The sequence below is a fragment of the Gottfriedia acidiceleris genome, from assembly GCF_004138285.1.
GTDB classification, from domain to species: domain Bacteria; phylum Bacillota; class Bacilli; order Bacillales; family Bacillaceae_G; genus Gottfriedia; species Gottfriedia acidiceleris_A.
The window spans coordinates 969126-989423 of sequence record NZ_SCFN01000001.1 but is presented as its reverse complement, the minus strand read 5'-3'; the positions used below and the strand labels follow the sequence as shown (position 1 = coordinate 989423).

The following is a 20298-nucleotide window of genomic DNA, read 5'->3' as shown; positions in this document are numbered from 1 at the left end:
GTGTTGGAGGTTTACTATGATTGAAGTTTATATTGACGGAGCTTCCAAAGGAAATCCTGGCCCCTCAGGTGCAGGTATTTTCATAAAAGGAATTAAAGAACCTGTTTTTTTAAGTATTCCATTAGATACGATGTCTAATCATGAAGCTGAGTTTCAAGCATTGCTACTTGCGTTAGATTATTGTGTCAAAAATAATTTAACAATTGTTTCATTCCGTACAGATTCAAAAATCGTTGAAGAAAGTATTGATAAGAAATATTCGAAAAACGATTTGTTTATTCCTTTATTAGAGAAATCAATTAAGTTGATTAATCAACTTGATCTTTTCTTTATTAAATGGATTCCATCAAGCGCAAATAAGGTTGCTGATGAACTTGCTCGAAAAGCCATAAAATAAAAAAGGAATGGACGATATGAAAAATAAATTAATCGCATTTTCTTCTTTACTCTTTGTGTCCTTCATTTGGGGTTCTTCGCTTTTCATTGTTAAAGAAACACTTAAGTTTGTCCAACCATTTACTTTTAATGCATTACGATTTATTGTAGCAGCAATTGTATTATTTACAGTTCAAACTTTATTAAATCAAAAAAATAAGAAAAGATATCGCGGAAAAGCGGGTTTTATTTTCCCTGGAATCGTTATAGGATTATTTTTATTTCTAGGTTTTGTATTTCAAACATTTGGATTACATTACACTTCTATATCCAAATCGGGTTTTATAATAGGTATTAGTGTAGCGATTGTTCCTTTTCTTTTATTCTTTAAATATAAGAAAAAACCTACTTTACGGGAAAATTTATGTGCAATTATTGCATTCATCGGATTATTTTTATTAACTCTCTCAACAAATTCCAAGTTTAATTTTGGTGATATTATTTCCTTTTTCAGTGCGATTGCGTTTGCTCTTCATATTATTTATTCAACGATCTACTCACCTAGTTATAATTCACTACAACTAGCAACTGTACAAATAACTTTTGTAGGTTTAACCTCTTGGACATTTGCTTTAATCTTTGAAGATTGGCAGGTCATTTTCAATCAAGAATTGTGGACAAATAAATTTTTTGTTTATTCGATACTATTTACTGCAATTTTTTGTACCGCAGCAGCTTTCTTTATCCAAATGTTTGCCCAACGTACAATAAGTGCGACAGAAGTAGGAATTATTCTCGCAACTGAGCCAGTTTTTGCAGCGATTACTGGATATTATTATGGTGGAGAAAGACTACAAGAAATCGGTTTATTCGGTTGCAGCTTAATATTAATTTCTACAATCGTAATTCAACTTAGAAAGAAGAAAAGTATAAAACAATTATATAAAGAAGAAAAAACCATTCACAAAATGTGAATGGTTTTTTTCCCCGCAAATGCCGTTATTCCTTTTATGTCTAAGTAAACCGAACTCCAAGGTGGATGTCCTCACAAGTAACGCTCATCCTCCTATATGTAGGCACGATGTTGTTACTTAAATATCGGTCTTCCGGTATACAAATCATTGGTTTAAGACATAAACTGACAACGCACACAGCAGGTTTTGTTTAATTTGTAATCTCATTCTATACCAACTAAAACTATTTTGCAACTTATAATTTTTTCTTACTCACAATATTTTCTTCATAAGAAATCCAGTCACTAAAACTTCCTGGATAGAGTTTTACATTCGTATACCCAGCTTCAACTAATCCTAAATAATTAACACAACCAGTGACACCTGAACCACAATAAACAACAGTTTCATTGTCATTTTTAAATGGTTTAAAGAGAGATTGTAATTCTTCTTTTGTTTTAAATTCCCCTGTTTCATTTAAAACATCTTTCCAAAATGAATTTTTTGCTCCAGGTATGTGGCCAGCAATTCGGTCAATTGGTTCAAATTCGCCAATATATCGAATAGATTCTCTAGAATCAATTAAATTGAAATCCTCATTTTTACTATTCTTCTTAACTTCATCCATCGAACTAATCATATACTCTTGTACTTTAATCTCGAATTTTTTAGGTATTACTTCTTCAATTTTAGTAGTTACTTCAAAATCGTTTTCCAACCATTTTTTATAACCACCATTTAAAACAAAAGTAAACTGATGCCCTACTAAATTACATAAAAACCAACATCTTGAAGCATTATCATTCGTACCATCGTCATAACAAATTACAATCGTATCATGATCGATCCCTAGTTCCCCTAAAAGATTTCCAAAATCATTTAAGTTAGGAAACGGATGTCTGCCTCCATGCTTTTGTACCGGACTAGATAAATCATTATTTAAATCAACATAACGCGAAAGCGGAATATGATTTTTCTGATACTCACTTAAACCATATTCAGGATTTGACAATTGAAATCGACAATCTAAAAATACAACATTTTTATTTAAGCGCAATTTTTTTGCAATGTTTACATCAATAATATTTTTCAATTTTAATTGTCCACCCTCATATTAAATTAATTTTTTAAATAAGTTTAATACTTTTTCATCTACTACTACTTCATTTAAGTTTTCAGTTGCTTTAATTGTTTGTTGAACATCATTTTCGATTTGATTGCTGCAGTTTTGCAATACAGAATTTAATGCTTCAACATATTGAATGTGATAATGCTCTGCAAATAAGCTATTCATATTTGCTAAATACTCTTTTAATGGTGTTCTCAATTCGTTAATGCATTCATCAATCATAGTTTCTTTCATGTTTTCAACAAAAAAGCTTTTTGGATTTTTAAAGTAATTCTTTAAACTTTCAAATCGATCTACATTAATAAATTGATCAGGATTTTTTATCGAAACAGGTAAGATCTCATTAATTTCGCTTTTTTGAACGATAAATTCAGATTGAATAGAATGTATTTCATCAATTACTCGATCTTGCGACATTAATATTTCATTCGTTAAAAACTTCTCTAATCTAAATCCTGTTACTCTTAATTCCTTTAAAATCTCTTCCAATACTTCATAAATAAATTCACGAATTTTAGTTACAAATAATTGTTTAATATTTTTCGTTGTATTATTGAAAATACTTGGATTAAAGAAATAAGGGAATAAATCTCGCATCCTTAATTCGATACGCTTTTCGATAAAGAAAATTAATTGCTCGTTTTCTTTCATAAATGCTCTTGGTAAATTAGTCGGTTCTGCATTTCTAATCGCTTCTTTAACTTTTTTCTGAATATGCTCAAGTTCGTTGAAGAATTGATCTTTTTCACGTTTTATTCTTTCAAATCGATTAATCGTATCACGTAAGATTTTTTCAATTGTTAATAGGTCATTAATAAATGTTTTAAAGACTTCATTCGCAATTTCAAATTGGAAGAAATTTTGGATTTTTGTATTTAATTTCTTATAATTATTCTGGATTTCTAAGTTTAACTCTGAATCACCATAGCCCTTCATCTGAAGCATACTTGAAATAGCAAAAACAGATGGGAAACGAACTCCTAGTTTCGTTAATTGGTTAATAAAGAAATTTTGCACGATTACAATTTCGTTTTGATCCTTTGCCAAATCTGAAGCATTTAGCACAAAGTAAACTTTATCACTATCAAAGCTTTCTCTCATTCGTCCGATTTGCATTAAGAAAGACTCATCTTGACGTGTAAAGGCATGTTGATAATGTGCAACATATAAAATTAAATCAGCTTTTTTCAAATAGTCGAATGCTAGTTCAGTATGTCTTGAATGGATACTATTTCCCCCTGGCGTATCCACTAATACAATCCCGCTTAACGTGATCTCACAATCGAAATAAACTGTACTTTCTTTTACAAAACATGCTCTATTTTCTTCACTTATAACACTTACATACTCACTTAAGTCATATCGCTTAATTGTACCTAGTAAACTTCTCATTTCTTCATAATTTTGACATACGCTTTCTGCATATACGAAAGCATCAGTAGGGATTTTATCCTTTTGTTTCTTAATTAAATTTTGAAGTGTACTAAACCACTCTTTTTCATTTGCTTCCACACCCCATTTTTTGAAGAAATCAAGAAACTCTTCTTTTAAAGATTCCTCTGATTTATAACTCACATCAGCTTTTTTATTACCAGATTCAACTGTCGATCGTTTAATCTTACAAATTGCCGCTGTTGTTGGGTGTGGAGAAACAGGTAATACACGATCGCCTAGTAAAGTATTTATATATGATGTTTTACCAGAACTAAACGCTCCAAATAATGCAATTGTATATTCGTTTGATTTTATTTGTTCTCTTTTTTCTTTTAGAATACCGATTTTACGCTGGATAAATTTATTTGAAGTTAATTCGTTTAATATAAAATCAGCGACTTCATATTTAGCTTGAATTTCTTCATTTGAATACTTTTTGGAATTAGTTTGTTCAATGTCAGTAATAAGTTCTTCTTTTATTTCCGGTGCTTGAACAGTTAAAATTTTATGATTAATTAATTCACTTACTGATATTAAAGTAGGCTTAATTTCCGCTAGCTCTTGATTTAATTCTTGATGATTATTTAAAATCGTCTTAATTTCCGAAACCATATGTGAAATTTTTTGATTATTAAACTCTAATTCATCAAATCCATCAATTTTTGATTGCAAATCATTCTTTTGATTTTTTAATTTTAGAATAGTTGATTCATTTTGTACCTTAAGTTCCTTAGAAAGTGTGTAAATAAATTCAGAAATACTTTTACGATATACCGCCTTAATTCCTTCACTTACTTCCTTCGTATACTGTAATAAATAATTTCCACCTGTATCAATCAAATGGGATGGCTTTGGACAAATTACCTCTTCACTCAAATTAGGCTCTAAGATTTTATCAAAGTCACTGCTATCAATTTTATTATTTTCAATTTGTTTTACAGTTCGAATTGCTGCTTCTTTTACAAAATACTCAATTTGTTTATTTGTTAATTCTTGTACTTTGTGAATAAATTGACTTTTAGATTCATGTACAGCATTTTCAAGTTTTTTTCTTGATTGAAATAATCCTTTATTTTGCAATGCTTTTTCTGATTCTAAATATTTTGATGCTAATTCTCTCATCTCAAATGGTGTAATGTTAGAATTAGTAAGAACATGTTGTGTAGACTGCAAACAATTTTCCTCAAATGAAGAAACTGATGTTTCAATAACTTCAATTTCATTATTTAAAGAATTATATTCCGATCTAATCTCATCAGCATTTTGATCGAGATCAATGTAATCGTTCTCAAGTTGTTGTATTTGTTCGTTCATAATTGTTAAAAAGCTTGCATAGTCATTTTCAATTTGCACTACATCTTGATGACTGTATAAATCATTTAAATAATTAATGAACTGGATATATTCGTTATTATCTACAGATTTTTCTCTTGTAGAAATATAAAAAACTTGTAAGTTACCTAATCCTTGTTTTTTCAAGTTTCCAATTACACCATGTTTAAACTGTTCGAACGTTAATTCTGTTTCATCGTGTTTATCAATACATGTAATAACTAAACAAACTTTATTATTTTTTTCAACTAAATTATGAATAAAATCGATATTTGTTTTCGAATGAACATGTTGATAATCCATTAAATAAAAAATACTATCCGCTAGATGAATGACTGAATTTGTCGCTTCTAAATGATCCATATCTGTTGAATCAATTCCTGGAGTATCAATTAAAACTGATCCAGCTGGAATTTTAAATATTTCTTGTGCCCACTCAAGCTCAATAATTGAACCACTATCAGAAGCTAACTTTTTTAGTTCATCTACTTGAATATCCTCTTGAATCTGGTACATTTCACCATCTTTAAGGGTAATTAACATTTTACTTTCGCCATTTTTTAATTTTACAACGTTTGCACTTGTAGGAATTGGGCTTGTAGGTAGTTTTTCTACTTGTAAAAGATCATTAAGTAAAGATGACTTACCAGCAGAAAAATGTCCACAAAATACGTAATAACTTTCCATATTTTGTATTTTGTATGCTAATTTTTTTAATTGAAATAATTCCTTCGAATTTCCTTGTTCAGAAAGTAAATTGATACCTGAAGAAACCTTATTCAGTAATTCCCCTCTGTTAATCTTAGTGTTTTGCAACGTGATTTCCCCATTTCATTTCATACTCAAATAATTTCCCTAGCATTATTTTATCCCCATATATATTAATTTGGAAGAAGAATGTATAGGCATATGCATATAAAATAAAAAAAACTAGGTAACATCACCTAGTTTTGAACTTGTTTAAGTACATATTTAGTTAATAAAAAGTATAAAAGAATTGTAGCTGACACAAATCCAAGAACCATTTGACGCACAACCTTTCGAAGTTGATAATGATTTTCATTCTACATTAATCATAATCAGTTATTTTCCATTTGTCAATAACTATTCGATTGATTGTAAAAGCGCTTTATTTTCCTCTCGGATTCTTACTTTTAATAAAATTAAATTACAAACAGAAAAGATTACAGTTGTAATATACGCATGAAACATAATTGGTATTACTAATAATTCAATTGTAACGATTATGTAATTTGGATGCTTGATATATTTATAAAACCCACGTTTTACTAATCTTTCATTAGGTAAAATAATAATTTTTGTATTCCATCTTTCCCCTAACGTTGAAATAACCCATACCCTTGCTAATTGTAATATGATAAAAACGATTAGGAGAAATGTAAAAAATCCATTTTCTATATATTGAATGAAATAATTCTCAATTAGAATTGAAATAAAAAACATGCTATGTAAGATGATAAAAAATTTATAATGCTCTTGGCCAAATTCAAGTGCACCCCGCATCTTTAATTTTTTTTCATTATTCTTTGCTATACCTAGCTCAATCACTCTTTGTATGATGATGAATAAAAAAATAATCTTTAACATTAGCATTCTACCCACTTTAACAATGATAACTCTGAACTAAATCCTGGTCCTAAAGCACAAAGAAGACCGTACTCATTCGTTTTTCCTAACTTCATAAACTCACATAACACAAATAAAACAGTACAAGATGACATATTTCCATATGATTTTAAAATATTTAAGGAAATTCCGATATTCGCTTCGGAAAGATCTAAAGATTCGATATATGCATCCAATACTTTTTTCCCACCAGGATGAGCAATGAAGTGAGTTATATCTCTTATTGTTAGTTCATTTTCCATTAAAAAATTTGAAACAATTGGTTGTAACCAACTTTTAACGATCGATGGTATATCTCTTGAAAAAATGACAAATAAACCATCATTCCGAACATCCCATCCCATTACGTCTAGTGAATTTGGCATTAGAGTTGAATTAGTTTGTTCAATTGACGGTAAAGATTTATGTATCGTTCGATTTTTCAAATCACTCTCATCGCCAATAACTAGAACCGCTGCTGCTCCATCAGCAAATAATGAAGTTCCTATTATATTACTTTTGGAAAGATCTTCTTTTTGAAATGTTAAACTGCATAATTCAACTGCAACTAGTAAAATATTTGACTTTGGATGGGCTTTACAATAATCAAATGCTCTAGAAATACCACTAGCACCACCTGCACATCCTAAGCCCCATATAGGTATTCTTTTAATTGAAGAATTAAATGGCAGGATATTTGCTATATGAGCATCAATTGTAGGGGTGGAAATACCAGTTGAAGAGACAAAAATAATTCCATCAATGTTTTCATATTGAACTTCTGAAGATAAAAATTCATTACTTGTCAAACAATTTTTAATAGCTTCTATTGATAATTCAATCGAGATTTCAGTGTAAGCCTGATTTTTTTGCTCAAAGCTATGCTCTTCACTATACCAAGAAAGCTCTTTAGAAATATATCGACTTTGAATCTCACCATTTTGAAATACAGATAATAAGCGATCGATTGAAGGGTATCTTTTCAAAAAAAGATCTCGAATAAAAGGTACTACATTTTCCTGATCGATTTTATATTTTGGTACAGCTTTCCCAACAGATAAAATTAAAGGCATAATTTCCCACTCCTTATAGTCCTTACTTTTTGTATAAAATTGGAAAATTATTCTTTAATATATGAAAAATCCTGGAGTGGAAATAAAATGACACTTTAGCAACAAAATTTTTAAACAAAAAAAGACAATTCACTATTCATTCATGGACCATGAACAAATAATAAGAATTGTCTAAGCGTTTCAAAGGAGTTTTCTTTCTGTTGTGCAGTTTTAGTATATCTCATTTTACTCAAATCTACATTCGCAATTATTTCCATTAAAACGATTCTAAAAATAAACCCTTCTAATTCACTATTATGATTTATTTACTTCTTCCAACTCATACAATTTTGTATATTTTGATTCTAAATAATCAACAAAATATTTCACATTTAATTCTTCACCAGTAACATCTTTCAAAATTTGTTGCGGTTCCTTCATTGCACCATATTGATGAATATTCACTTTTAACCAATCAAGAATTGTTTGAAAATCATTCGTTTCAACTAATTCATTAAAATTTGGTAATTCTGTTTCCATTGTTGCTTTAATTTGGGCAGCATACATTGCACCTAATGCATAAGTTGGAAAGTATCCAAAATGCCCCATTGACCAATGTACGTCCTGTAAAACACCTTCTCGATCAGTTTCAGGAATTATCCCTAGATACTCCTCCATTTTTTGATTCCAAATTGAAGGAAGATCAGTAACTTGAATTTTGCTGTCTAATAAATCCTTTTCAATTTCATAACGAATCATTACGTGTAAAGGATAAGTTAATTCATCAGCTTCAATACGAATAAATGAAGGCTTACTATTATTTATCACTTTATAAAATTCATCTAAAGTAACATTATCTAACACTCCATTAAGTTGCTCTTTTAACTTTGGATAATTTGATTTCCAGAATTCATAGCTTTGACCAATAATCTTTTCATATAAAAGTGACTGAGATTCATGAATACCTAAGGACGCTCCTTGAGCGATCGGTAAACCTTCTAAATCTTTGGATATGTTTTGCTCATATAGTGCATGACCACATTCATGAATTGTACTAAAAATGGCTTTTTCAAAATTATTTTCATGATATTTCGTTGTTACTCGAACATCACCTAAATTAAGAGAAGTAGCAAAAGGATGTGGAGTAGGATCTAATCTTCCGGCATCAAAATTATAACCAAGAGAAGATAATAGTTGTTCACATATTTCTTTTTGTTTTTGCATCGAAACGAATGCTTTCATCTCTTCTTTTTCAAAGTTTTTCCCACTAGTCGATACAGCTTTAACAATCGGTACTAATTTTTTTCTAACTTCTGAAAATACTTCGTCCAGTTTATTTACAGTCATTCCAGGTTCATATTGATCTAAATATGTATCATATTTACAGTCTTTATATCCTAAATATTCAACGAATTTACGTTTATACTCAATTATTTCAGTTAAATAAGGTTCAAATTTAGCGAAATTATTTTCTTCCTTCGCTTCTGCCCAAACACTTTCAGAAATTGCTTGGCATTTAACAAAGGCTTCAAACTCATCAACTGGTATTTTCGTATTTCGATCGTATTGCTTTCTTAAGTATTTTACAGTTTTTTCAACTTCTAATGAACATTTACCTGCACTAATGGCTTCTTCCATTGTAATTAAATAGTGAGCCATATCTTTTGAAGTACTCATTTTAAAAACATCGGCTGATAATTGACTAATTACATTTGAACGCTGACTAACAGCATTTTTAGGTGCACCTGTTCGAAGATCCCAATATAAAACACTAATTGCTTCTTCAATGTTTAACATTTTTCTAACATACTCTAAAAACGAAGCCTCATAATCTTTTAGGCTCATCAAAACACCCACCTTTTAAAATCAAATTTTTGAGTCAGCTAAATAGTATCATAAAAAATATACGGATTAAGAGGAATTATCTTTTTTTTAAACAATATTTCTCGACAAAATGGATATTGTCTAATCACTTCGTAAATACTACTCAAGTCTTTGAACCATTTTTTAGATCAACACAAAATTTGCATCCTGAATATTCCTTGACAGGAATATTCCTCTTTAGGTATATTCAATTTATGAATTTGACTTTAATTGCTCTTGCAGAGCCGAACCGGTTACAGATTGTCGAACTCTTACGTGACGGTCCTCTATCAGTCGGTGAAATTGCTGAAAGCTTAGGACTTAAGCAACCACAGGTTTCAAAACATCTTCGCGTTCTAAGTGAAGCTGGGCTTGTCGAAGTTCAACCAATCGCCAATAAAAGAATTTATAAACTAAGACCCCAGCCGCTAAAAGAAATTGATTCGTGGATTAAGTCATTCCGACACGTCTGGGAACAGAGATTCGATCAATTGGACGATTATTTAAAAAAATTACAAGGCAAATAATCATAGCTTATTCAAAGCACACAATTTGATTAGTATTAACTATTAATGAAAGGAGAAGTACCTAGTTTTATTTTTTTGAAAAGCGCAATAAAGTTGTAGAAGAATACGGCGCTATTGAAGGTGGAAAACAGACATTAAGCCGCCTAGCAGATTATTTAGAAAAATATAATATAAATGGAGGAATTAATAATGAGTAAAAATACGTTTAATGTAGATGAAAAAGGATTAGTTTTAACAAGGGTTGTTGATGCGCCACGTGAATTAGTATTCAAGGTTTGGTCAGAAGCAGAACATCTTAAAAACTGGTGGGGTCCAAAAGGTTTTGAAATGGATGTAGCAACGTTAGAATTTAAACCAGGAGGTAAATTCCACTATAAAATGGAATCACCAGAAGGATTCGTAATGTGGGGATTATTCGTTTTCGGTGAAATTATTGAACCTGAGAAAATTGTATTTGTTAATTCATTTTCTGATCAAGAAGGGAATATGGTTCGCGCTCCATTCTTTGAAGTTTGGCCATTGGAAATTCAAAATACATTAACTTTAGAAGAAAATGACGGTAAAACAACTATCACATTAAAAGGTTTTCCAATCAATGCTACTGATGAAGAAGTTGCAGCATTTATTGCAAATAAAGATTCAATGCAACAAGGCTTTACTGGTACTTTTGACCAACTAGATGAATATTTAGCTAAAACTTCAATATAAGATAAATATATAAATACCCTTTAAAGCTTGAAAATAGCTTTAAAGGGTATTTTTTAGTGCTTTATTAATAATAAACAACTTTCGTTTTAGCGATTAAATCATGCAATGTTTTCCGATCTTTTCGGAAGATAAAAAATAGATCAATTAGATACAAAATTCCGATTACTTCAATAAATATTGGCAAATATAGCTGACAACTAAAAGCAAATATCGAGCGTAATGTCATTGTTTTGAAATCAACTAAGTCTTCTGTATCCCTTACAACCATAATACTTAATAATCTTTTTCCTATTGTTTGTCCGTTCCAAATATAAGTAGGTACTATGACGTAAAAAAGGAAAATAAATAATAACGACCAAATTGAATATAGAAACAGTTGCTTACTACTAAACATAAATAAATCTAAAATGTCTTTACTTTCTAACCCAAGTATTAGTAACCCCAGTTTAGAAAATAAAAGATTTAATGAGCCATCGATCCAAGCTGCAAACAATCTTCTAATACGACTTGCCAGTTCGAAATCCATCTAGAACCTCATTCCACATTTTTATAAAAAATGGATATTAATCGATATACTCTATTATACTTAGGTAATTTCGTTTTTGATTAGTGATTTTTAACTATTTGTTTTAATTTTTTTATACAAGCAGCATAGTTAGCATTTATCACTACAAATCGTATAATATTTTTTTGAGGTCAGTTGACATACAAACGATAAACTTCTCGACTTCTTAAATCGTCTCAAAACTGTGATTTTTTGAATGCTGTTTATTCAATAAAAAATAAGAATTTTTCATTTCAAGAATAGTTAAAATAATTATTTTGTTAATCTTAATATTAATTCATTATACAATTAATGAACTTCCTTCTGATGTACTAACTACCCTTGTTCTAACAAACTTTATTATAGAATCTATAAATAATATTTTTCATCAAAGAATTTTAAAACTTATTAATAAAAAAAAAATTTAGCTATTTGTTATCAAATTCTTTTTACGAATAGCTTTCTACTACGAAAAAAATAAGACCACAAAAAAATAATTTGTGGTCTTATTACTATTTTTTCATATTGGTTTAATGTTAATTTTCGATTGTTTTCCTGCAACCGTTTTCAACAATTTCTGTAGTTCTCTTAAATCAGTGTCCAACTGATGACGAATCTTTACTACTTCTTGATGATTGTCATTATTTTGATTTTGAGCTTCTTGCAACTTGATTCGTTTTTCTTCAATATTTCGTTCTAAATATCTGGCTGTCCTAAAAAACATTCAAATTACCTCCTTTTCAAAAAAGTATGAACACGCTTTCATTTTTATTTATAATACTATAAAAAAATATCTTAAGTCTTTCTAAATGTGAATATTTTTTGAATTTAATTTCGGTTAATTTAAATCTTCAGTATTTCCCCTTTTTAAATTCAACTCTTCTTATTAAGCAACTGTGAACACGCTTTCATTTTTATCTACTATACTATAAAAAAGTAATTTTTTAAATATCTAAATATGTCTATTCTTTGAACTTATTAAAAAAACTTAAAAAATAATAACTGGGAATTAATCATTTATTAATGTTTGCTTGAATGATGAGTATGGGGAGGTTGTTAACAACCTCCGTCCACACGAATTAGATTATGCTAAATTATACAATTTTGAGTATTTATTTTCTAAGTACTCAATAAAGTATTTAACATTTAAATCTTCACCTGTAACATCTACTAAAAGTTCTTTCGGTTCTTTTAGTTTTCCATATTGATGAATATTAAGTGTTAGCCAATTAACAATTTGATGAATCTCGCCGCTTTTTAAGATCGTTTCATAATCGCTTAAATCCTGTTTCATTTTATGCTTAAACTGCGCTGCGTACATTGCACCTAAAGCATACGAAGGAAAATAACCAAAATCTCCACCTGCCCAGTGAACATCTTGAAGAACACCTTCTTTATCGTTTGATGGAACAATTCCTAAGTATTCTTCCATTTTATCATTCCATACTTTTGGCAAATCCTTTACCTGTAAATCACCATCAAACAGTTCTTTTTCAATTTCATATCGAACCATTATATGCAATGGGTATGTACATTCGTCCGCTTCAATTCGAATTAACGAAGGCTCACTATGGTTTATTGCTTTATAAAATTCTTCTACTGATAAATTTTTAAAATAATCACCAGTTTTCGCAATTAAATTTTCATACTGTGTTTCCCAAAACTCTTTACTTCTTCCAATCATATTTTCAAAGAATAGAGATTGAGACTCGTGAATTCCCATCGATGCACCTTCACATAATGGTGTCCCAATTAAATTCGATGATAAATTTTGCTCATAAAGTGCATGACCACATTCGTGAATGGTTCCAAAAAGCGCACTCATAAAGTTATCTTCTATATACTTCGTTGTTACACGAACATCACCAGGATTTAAAGTAATCTGAAATGGATGAACTGTTTCATCTAAACGACCAGAATCGAAATTATAACCTAATTTTTCAAGTATATCTTCACTTACTTCTTTTTGAAGATCAATTGAGATAGGTTGTGACAATTCTTCGCGAATTAGTTTAGTTTGCGATTTTGAAATTTTCGCTACTAATGGTACAAGACTTTCTCTTACTTTACCAAAAACTTCATCAAGCTTGCTGGTTTTCATACCAGGCTCATAAAAGCTTAATAAGGTATCATATTTCTTTTCTTTGTAGCCCCAATATTCAATGAATTGCTTTTTCATTGCTACAATTTTTTCTAAATATGGTTGGAACTTACTAAAGTCACCTTCATTTTTAGCATCTTCCCAAGCATTTTCACTTAATGAACAAAGCTTTACATACTCTGCATATTCATTTTTAGGGATTTTACAGTTTAAATCATAATTTTTTCTACATTCCTTAACAGACTTTTCAATGATTTCATTTAAGTTCCCAGTGCCTATTTCTTTTTCTAATAAATTTAAATAGTTTTCCATAGTACTTGATGTTGTCATTTCAAATACTTCTGCAGAAAGTTGACTAATGACATTTGATCTTTGCTCAGCTCCATTTTTAGGAGCTCCAGTTCTTAGGTCCCAATACATAACATTAATTGCTTCATTATAATTTTCGATCTTCTTTAAATAGTCAATAAATTCTTCTTGTATCTTATTAATTTCCATTTTTACCCCTCATTTCTAAATTTTAGCAGTTAATTTCATTCTATCATAACTTTTAAATTGAATTAATATTAAGCTTAAAAAGCACTTTCATTAACAGAATTCCAATCATTAAGTTTATATAAAAGACATAATTAATAAAAATATTGTACAATACAGCAAGGTGATGTTATGAAAATATTAATATTAGGAGCAACTGGAAGAGTTGGTTCTTTTTTAGTGGATTTATTATTAGAAGCTAAGTGTGAAGTATTTGCTTTAGTAAGAGATGAACAAAAAATAACGATTAATCATGAAGCTCTTACAGTTTTAAAAGGAAATACGCTAAATGAAAAAGATTTAAATTTAGCTTTAGAAAACGTAGATGGAGTAATTTCTGCCTTAAATACGGGAGGTGATAATATTTTATCTAAAACAATGGAACTACTAATCCCTCTTCTTGAAATGAAAAAAATAGGTAGGATCGTTACAATTGGAACTGCAGGTATTTTACAATCAAGAGTTGATCCAACAATTCTTCGTTATTTAAGCTCTGAATCAAAACGAAAATCAACAACTGCAGCAACCGATCATGAAAAAGCTTTTAACTTATTAAATGAAAGTCAGTTAAATTGGACGATTGTTTGCCCTACATACTTACCAGATGGTCCAATTACTAAAAATTTTCGTGTTGAAAAGAATTATTTACCGATTGATGGCCATCGTATTACGACTGGAGATACAGCTTTTTTCGCATTTAAGGAATTTTTTGAATGTAATTTCAGTAAGTCTAGAGTTGGAATATGTAATTAAAAAAGCTAGCGATAAGCTAGCTTTTTTTTATGATGGTTCAACAGGTAAACTGTTTAAGATTTTTTCTTTGGTTTCATTGTTTAGATCATTTTCGATAAATAAAACGATTTTTCCTTTATCTTCATGACTACGGATTAGTCGTCCAATTCCTTGTCGTAATCTTAATAACATATACGGCTCGTCGATCTCGAAGTAAGGGTTTTGTGAATTTTGACGTTTTGATTGGAAAACTGGATCATTTGGCGGGAATGGTAACGCATGAATAATCACTTGACTTAGTGACATTCCTTGAATATCTAATCCTTCCCATAAATGAACAGCACATAAAGACGCGTTAATATCTTCTTGGAATTTTTGTACAATTGAACTAATTTCCTCTTCACCCTCAAAGTATAAATTGAAGTTTAATTTTTCTTTTTCAACTTGCAGTTTAAATTTTTTCATTTCTTGGGTTGAATTGAAGAGAATCAATGTACTTCCGTTATTATCCTTTAACTTCTCAATTATTTTTTCATTTTTTTCCGCAATTTTGGTTGGGTCAACTTGATTTAGCTCTATTTTCATTTGTTTATCGTAATCAAACGGAGAATCGACTGAAAATGATAGGTAATCTTTTATACCTAAACTACCTGCGATATAATCAAAAGAACTATTTTGAGAAAGAGTTGCAGATGAAAATACAATCGGCATTTTGTGATTAAATACTTTTTCTTGTAAAAGCTCATTTACAGCCTTTGGCATGATGACTAGTGTTAATTCATTTTGATTATATTCAATCCATTGAATCGCTGTAATTTCATTAATAAATAAATTTAAGCAACGCTCAACATCATCTAAATGCTCATCAACAATATTTAACTGATATTCATCAATCGTATACATTTCACTTTCAAAGACTAATTCATCACCTATAATACTAATTTGAGATTTTAATCTCCTTGCTAACTTAATTAATCTTTCATTCATATTCAGTTTAAAACGTCTAGATCCTTCAACTTCTTCAGTATTATTATCTAATTCAAAAAAGAATTGATCATACGTTTCTAATGTATCTTCTAGTAACTGTTGGAAGCTTTCACGTGTACCTGATTGCATTAAAAATGATAAAAATGTATTTAATGTCTCTTGTTGCAGTCGATAAGTTAACGATTTTTGACTTGCAAATTCAAGTAAGTGTCCTTCATCAAATACTACACAACTTGGATTAGGTAGTAATGGCAATTGACCTTCACGTTTTCTAGATTCTACCGTCCAAATATGCTCCATATAAAATTCTTGTGAGCATACAATTAGGTCAGTTGCTTTTCGATAATGTTCTCTTGATATAGTTTGTCCACATCTATGTCTTTGTTCACAAGTAGAACAATCCTGGAAATAATCATATGAAATTGTATCCCACTCTTCATCTGTTAGATCCTTATATTCAGTACGGTCTCCATATGGAGTAAATTTTTGGAGTGTTCCATAATCATTTACAAAGCCTGGTAAATTTTCATAAACCCCTAAAACGGCATCCGATACATCAATTTCTGAACGTTGTAAATCTAATTTTTTTAAACATAAATAATTTGTAGTTGATTTAGCTAATCTAACATCAATTGACAAATTTAATGCATTCGATAATTTTTCAATGTCCCCATTTTTCTTTACTAGCTGTTCGATTAAAGATTCATCAGCACATGCGATAATAGCTGGCTTACCAGTATATCTTGCATAGCATAAACAATATAGTAAATAGACAAACGTTTTACCTGTACCAACACCTGCTTCAGCAAAAATAACTTTCTTTTCTTTAAACGCTCTTTCAACCTGATAAGCCATAAAGATTTGCTCATCTCTTAATTCATAGCCTGCATCTGGTAATAAATCGTAAAAAACGTCCCCAATCCATTCCCCTAACTTTTCAATGAATTGGTCTTGCTTTCCTACCTCAAAAGGTAATTTAGTTGAATGACTCATTGCTACCCCCAAAATGTAAATTAAAAAGAAAAAGTCCTCTTGTGAGAACTTTAATTTTGCAAATTTATTCGATCCATTATGTTATTTTAAAAATTGTCTCTACCCGCTATCATACAAAAAATGTGAGGGAAAGGCAAGGGAAATAAGGCATGATCACCTAAAGACTATGGGATAGGTGAATTAGGAACTAATTAAATGTTCATTGCTTTAAATTCTTAATGTCCTTTATCTCCCTCTAGTTCTCTTTACCAACCTTTTGCTTGCTTGATCATTTCTTCAACAATCATTTGAGATTTTAATGCTTCTTCTCCATTGATCGTTGGAGTTTCATCAGAGTATATGCAATTGATAAAATGGTTAATACAATCCTCAAAACCTCTTTGTTTTAGTGTTGTGTCCCATGATGATGAAAATGAATTATTTATTGAGTTATTTTTTTCTACTTCAAAGTTGTTCATATTTTTTACCCTTATAATCGAACCTTCAGTAATTAATTCTAGGCGCTCAAGATTTGTTCCTGACTTTCGGTGCATTACTGTATTAATAGTAGTTCCTTCAATCGATTCATATTGGTGAGTAGCATACTCTAATTGATTAGTATGAGTAAGTTGAACTCTTCCATTAATCAAGTTAACCTCTCCATCTGCAAACCATCTAATAGTATCAACTAAATGTAAATAATCATCCAGCATCGTAAACTCGAATGAATTAGACCCAATTTTATTCTCTCGATGTTTTTCAAATCTAATTAACGCTATATTCTTTGCCTGTTCTTTTGCCTGCACATACATTGGGCAGAATCGGCGGTTGAATCCCACCATAAGTTTACGATTTAGTTTAATACTTAATTCAGTTAATTTTTCTGACTCTGGCAATGTAGCTGCTAGTGGTTTGTCAACATAAACATCTTTACCTTTATTTAATAAATACGATACAACCTCAAAATGTGAACTAGTTGAACTATGTACAAATACTGCATCACTTTGTTCTGCAAGCAACTCCAAACTTTCAAAATCTTGAATACGGTATTGTGAACATATTCTCTTACGTTTTTCTTTATTTGGTGAAAATGCACCGATAAAATCCCAGTTTTCTTCTTTTGTAAGAATTGGTAGATATGCTTTTTGTGCAATATTGCCTAATCCTACCATCCCGATACGAGGTTTTTTCATTTTAATCAGTCCTTTAAATTGGCTTATTTTTCTAAATTTATTGTAACAAATTATCATTCTTCTTTTAAAAGAAAATGATTATATTTCTAATATATCTAATGGCAATAACATTCGAATTATCGGGAAATCTATAAAATAATGATAAAATAGTAGTTTGGAGGTGTTTATTTGTACTTATATTCTTTAATTCAGACTAATTTTGATACGAATGATGATATAAGTGTTGTAAGAGACCTTTATTTACTTCAGCATGAAAAGAGTTTCTCCAGTGATGAATTCCATGATCTAGTCACTCAATATAAAAGTACTGCAGAAACGAATTGGCATGTTGCACACTTACTTGAAAAAAATCACGGATTTAGAATTGTACCTTCAATAAATTTATGATGTTAACAAAACTAATACAATATTTGTTCAATTTTGTTCGTTAAATCTGTAATGAAATAAGTTATTATAAATAAAAAGGTGCCCCAATCGTCTGTATGGACAATTGGGAACACCCTTTTAACTTACTTTTTTATTCTTCGATTCTTCTTGGAGGTCTTTTTCCAAAGTATTGATAGTAGTCAGTTTTAATGAAACCATTAAATAATTTACGTTTTTTTGTTGCTGGTTTACCGTAAAATTGTTCAAATCCCTCATGACTAGTTAGTACATACACCGACCATGTATCTAATTTTGTAAAAACATTCCCCATATCTGAATATAACTTTTCAACGTAAGGTCGATCGTTTAATCGCTCACCATATGGTGGGTTGGTAACTACATACCCATACTCAGATTTAGTAGTAAAGTCTTTTACTTGCATTTGTTTAAAAGCAATTGAATCTGATAATCCAACTTCATCAGCATTTGCTTTTGAAACATTAATCATTCGATGATCAATATCTGATCCGATTATTTCAAGTTTTTGATCATAATTTGCTAAATCTTCTGCTTCTTGTCTTGCTTCATTCCATCTTTTTTTGCCAATCCAGTGCCAATCTTCAGACGCAAATCTTCTAAACGATCCTGGAGCGATATTATGTCCAATTAATGCAGCTTCAATTGGAATAGTACCAGATCCACAAAATGGATCAACAAAAGGTAAATCAGCATTCCAATTCGTTAATAATACTAATGATGCCGCAAGTGTTTCTTTTAATGGTGCTTCACCTTGATCTACACGATATCCCCTTTTATGTAAGCCTTCACGACCAGTAGTATCAATCGTTAATGTTACGATATCTTTTAAAATAGAGACTTCCACTCGAAATAACGGACCATCTTCAATTAACATACCTTGAATATTTTGGATTGTTTTTAATTTATCTACAATTGCTTTTTTGACGATTGCTTGGCAATCTGATACTGAAAATAATTTTGATTTATGAGATTTTCCTGACACAGGAAATTGACCGTTTCTTGGTATAAACATATGCCAAGGTAAGGCTTTTGTTTTTTCAAATAATTCATCAAATGAGGTTGCCTTAAATTCACCAACACGAAGTTTCACTCGGTCAGCTGTTCGAAGCCACAAATTTGCTTTCACAATTCCATCTTCGTCTGCTTTAAATAATACTCGACCATTTTCAACTACTACATCTTCAAAACCTAGGCTTTTTATTTCTCTAGCGACTAGAGCTTCGATACCCATTGCAGCAGTAGCAATTAATGTATATTTCGCCAATTTAACCACCTATCTCATTCAAATTAAGAATGAATTTTTCTTTTCATATTTTCATTTTGATCCCTATTTTCATTATGAACAATTTACGTCTAAATTACAAAAAACTCTCCATATAATGAAGAGTTTTTAAACAGTTTCATCATTTCATATGTTCTGTAAGCCATGTTCTGTACCATTCGTACTTCAAGCGGCTCTCGCCTCGTACTACAAGGTGGTAATCATCTATCTACAGAATAATCTGTCCCTTTCTCAGTTCAATTCCTTTGAAAGGATTCCCCTACCATAATTTGGGTTTCTCGCTCGTGGGGTTTACCGCGTTCCACTCCTCTCATTTCTTCGAGGACTACGTCACTGTGGCACTTTAAAGGTAGTAGAACCATATCCTTAAAGGACTTAGGTCCGTTCCCTGCCGTTAGCTGATTACACAGCTACCCTATCTTATGACTTCGATAGGCACGAACACTACAGCCATCGCAGGACTGTGCGAGCATGGACTTTCCTCAACAACGTCAAGCGTTGCAGCGATTACCCGAACATATTGAAACGAACATTTATTAGTATAGTAAA

17 protein-coding genes and 2 other RNA genes are annotated in these 20298 nt (G+C 30.4%); 6 read left to right on the top strand and 13 right to left on the bottom strand.

Annotated features, from left to right (window positions below; translation table 11 throughout):
• Positions 1–16 precede the first annotated feature (16 nt).
• Positions 17–397 (top strand): reverse transcriptase-like protein, encoded by a 381-nt coding sequence (locus EP747_RS04850; RefSeq protein ID WP_129688754.1) that lies wholly within the window; start codon positions 17–19, stop codon positions 395–397.
• A 16-nt stretch (positions 398–413) separates the two neighbouring features.
• Positions 414–1349 carry a DMT family transporter gene (locus EP747_RS04845; RefSeq protein WP_165346844.1) on the top strand — a complete coding sequence of 312 codons (936 nt, stop codon included), beginning with the start codon at positions 414–416 and terminating at the stop codon, positions 1347–1349.
• A 6-nt stretch (positions 1350–1355) separates the two neighbouring features.
• Here EP747_RS04845 and ssrS read toward each other — a convergent pair.
• From ssrS to EP747_RS04815, 6 genes are all read right to left on the bottom strand, one after another.
• Positions 1356–1538, bottom strand: a non-coding RNA gene (gene ssrS / locus EP747_RS04840) — 6S RNA.
• A 46-nt stretch (positions 1539–1584) separates the two neighbouring features.
• On the bottom strand, positions 1585–2421 hold the full coding sequence (locus EP747_RS04835; protein WP_235832745.1) for a sulfurtransferase: 837 nt from the start codon (positions 2419–2421) through the stop codon (positions 1585–1587).
• Positions 2422–2442: 21 nt separating this feature from the next.
• Positions 2443–6039 carry a dynamin family protein gene (locus EP747_RS04830; protein ID WP_129688752.1) on the bottom strand — a complete coding sequence of 1199 codons (3597 nt, stop codon included), beginning with the start codon at positions 6037–6039 and terminating at the stop codon, positions 2443–2445.
• A gap of 288 nt (positions 6040–6327) precedes the next feature.
• On the bottom strand, positions 6328–6831 hold the full coding sequence (locus tag EP747_RS04825) for an isoprenylcysteine carboxyl methyltransferase family protein (RefSeq protein ID WP_235832744.1): 504 nt from the start codon (positions 6829–6831) through the stop codon (positions 6328–6330).
• On the bottom strand, positions 6831–7922 hold the full coding sequence (locus tag EP747_RS04820; RefSeq protein WP_129688750.1) for a type III polyketide synthase: 1092 nt from the start codon (positions 7920–7922) through the stop codon (positions 6831–6833). Before EP747_RS04820 ends, EP747_RS04825 begins: the two co-directional genes overlap by 1 nt.
• 294 nt (positions 7923–8216) lie before the next feature.
• Positions 8217–9746, bottom strand: a complete 1530-nt coding sequence (locus tag EP747_RS04815; protein ID WP_129688749.1) for a carboxypeptidase M32 — start codon at positions 9744–9746, stop codon at positions 8217–8219.
• A gap of 233 nt (positions 9747–9979) precedes the next feature.
• Between EP747_RS04815 and EP747_RS04810 the strand changes: the two genes are divergently transcribed.
• On the top strand, positions 9980–10291 hold the full coding sequence (locus tag EP747_RS04810; protein WP_129688748.1) for an ArsR/SmtB family transcription factor: 312 nt from the start codon (positions 9980–9982) through the stop codon (positions 10289–10291).
• 189 nt (positions 10292–10480) lie between these two features.
• A complete protein-coding gene (locus tag EP747_RS04805) occupies positions 10481–10999 on the top strand; it encodes an SRPBCC family protein (RefSeq protein ID WP_129688747.1) in 519 nt (172 codons plus the stop codon).
• A gap of 64 nt (positions 11000–11063) precedes the next feature.
• Here the strand turns inward: EP747_RS04805 and EP747_RS04800 are convergent, their stop codons facing one another.
• The 3 genes from EP747_RS04800 to EP747_RS04790 all read right to left on the bottom strand — a co-directional run bounded on the left by EP747_RS04800 (position 11064) and on the right by EP747_RS04790 (position 14142).
• Positions 11064–11525, bottom strand: coding sequence for an RDD family protein (locus EP747_RS04800; protein WP_129688746.1), 462 nt, complete (start codon positions 11523–11525; stop codon positions 11064–11066).
• Positions 11526–12063: 538 nt separating this feature from the next.
• Positions 12064–12267: an aspartyl-phosphate phosphatase Spo0E family protein gene (locus EP747_RS04795; protein ID WP_129688745.1), complete on the bottom strand. Its 204-nt coding sequence runs from the start codon at positions 12265–12267 to the stop codon at positions 12064–12066.
• A gap of 360 nt (positions 12268–12627) precedes the next feature.
• Positions 12628–14142 (bottom strand): carboxypeptidase M32, encoded by a 1515-nt coding sequence (locus EP747_RS04790; RefSeq protein WP_129688744.1) that lies wholly within the window; start codon positions 14140–14142, stop codon positions 12628–12630.
• A gap of 168 nt (positions 14143–14310) precedes the next feature.
• Here EP747_RS04790 and EP747_RS04785 point away from each other — a divergent pair, with 168 nt between their 5' ends.
• Positions 14311–14931: an NAD(P)-dependent oxidoreductase gene (locus tag EP747_RS04785; protein ID WP_129688743.1), complete on the top strand. Its 621-nt coding sequence runs from the start codon at positions 14311–14313 to the stop codon at positions 14929–14931.
• Between the two features lie 27 nt (positions 14932–14958).
• Here the strand turns inward: EP747_RS04785 and EP747_RS04780 are convergent, their stop codons facing one another.
• The gene (locus EP747_RS04780) at positions 14959–16890 is read right to left on the bottom strand and encodes an ATP-dependent DNA helicase (RefSeq protein WP_129688742.1); all 1932 of its coding nucleotides are present in this window, start codon (positions 16888–16890) and stop codon (positions 14959–14961) included.
• Between the two features lie 245 nt (positions 16891–17135).
• Positions 17136–18062, bottom strand: a complete 927-nt coding sequence (locus EP747_RS04775) for a Gfo/Idh/MocA family protein (RefSeq protein WP_129688741.1) — start codon at positions 18060–18062, stop codon at positions 17136–17138.
• A gap of 168 nt (positions 18063–18230) precedes the next feature.
• Between EP747_RS04775 and EP747_RS04770 the strand changes: the two genes are divergently transcribed.
• Positions 18231–18449 carry a hypothetical protein gene (locus EP747_RS04770; RefSeq protein ID WP_129688740.1) on the top strand — a complete coding sequence of 73 codons (219 nt, stop codon included), beginning with the start codon at positions 18231–18233 and terminating at the stop codon, positions 18447–18449.
• A 130-nt stretch (positions 18450–18579) separates the two neighbouring features.
• On the opposite strand, the gene EP747_RS04765 is transcribed toward EP747_RS04770, so the two are convergent.
• Positions 18580–19731: a THUMP domain-containing class I SAM-dependent RNA methyltransferase gene (locus tag EP747_RS04765; RefSeq protein WP_129688739.1), complete on the bottom strand. Its 1152-nt coding sequence runs from the start codon at positions 19729–19731 to the stop codon at positions 18580–18582.
• Between the two features lie 151 nt (positions 19732–19882).
• Positions 19883–20268: RNase P RNA component class B (gene rnpB, locus EP747_RS04760), an RNA gene on the bottom strand.
• Positions 20269–20298 lie beyond the last annotated feature (30 nt).